Genomic DNA, 876 nt, shown 5'->3' with positions numbered 1-876 from the left:
CGACCCCCGCTCTCCCCCCCGGCGGGGGTCGTCGCATGTCCGGATGCGTTTTGGTCGTCGGCATCGGGCCTCCCTCGTCCTCGCCCGCCCCGTTGGGCGCGCGGCCTCCCCCCCCTTCATACCCGTTACGCAGCGTAATCGCCATGCTGCTCTCCGGAAGTCACCGGTATAGGTGAGCGGGATATTCACAACCGTTGAGTTGTCCACAGTTTTTGACCAAGATCCACACGATTTCCCGGTCCGCTGCACGGTGATTCCCCGCGAGTTCCGCGATGTCCGCGGAGATGAGAGCGCGGAGTGAGAGGGGAGGAGACCGTGACCGGATCCAGCACGTCCGAATCCAGCACGTCCGATCGAACCGCTTCCGGGGACGGCAAGCAGCGGGGCCCACTGATCCTCACGGAGGACGAGGCGCTGCTCGACGACCTGCTGAGGCTGTGCGCCGCGGCGGGCGCCGTGCCCGAGGTCATCCATGGCCACGCCACCCGGGGAGCCGGCTGGGACGGCGCGCCCCTGATCCTGGTGGGCGACGACAGCGCCACCAGGCTGGGGGCCGCCGTCCGCGGCGAGGGTGTGGTGCTCGTCGGCAGGGATCCCGACGACCCCGGCGTCTGGCGCAGGGCCGTCGCGATCGGCGCCCGCCATGTGGCCCTGCTGCCCGACGGGGAGGGCTGGCTCGTCGACCGGATCGCCGATGCCGTCGAGGGGGTGGGCCCTCCGGCGCTCACGGTGGGCGTCGTCGGCGGCCGTGGCGGCGCGGGGGCCAGCACCCTGGCGTGCGCCCTGGCCGTGGGCGCGGCCCGCGCCGGGTGGCGCACCATGCTGATCGACGGTGATCCGCTGGGCGGCGGGCTCGATGTGCTGCTGGGCGGGGAG

General features: G+C 72.4%; 1 protein-coding gene. It reads left to right on the top strand.

From position 1 onward, the window contains the following. Nucleotides 1–315: 315 nt before the first annotated feature. Nucleotides 316–876 (top strand): septum site-determining protein Ssd (gene ssd, locus K6I33_RS35355; RefSeq protein WP_374286708.1); only part of this gene is annotated, 561 nt, incomplete at its 3' end.

Origin of the sequence: Streptomyces sp. UNOB3_S3 (assembly GCF_020740895.1) — a bacterium.
Lineage (GTDB): Bacteria > Actinomycetota > Actinomycetes > Streptomycetales > Streptomycetaceae > Streptomyces.
Note: the sequence above shows the minus strand (reverse complement) of the source record. Positions and strands in the feature narration are given on the sequence as shown.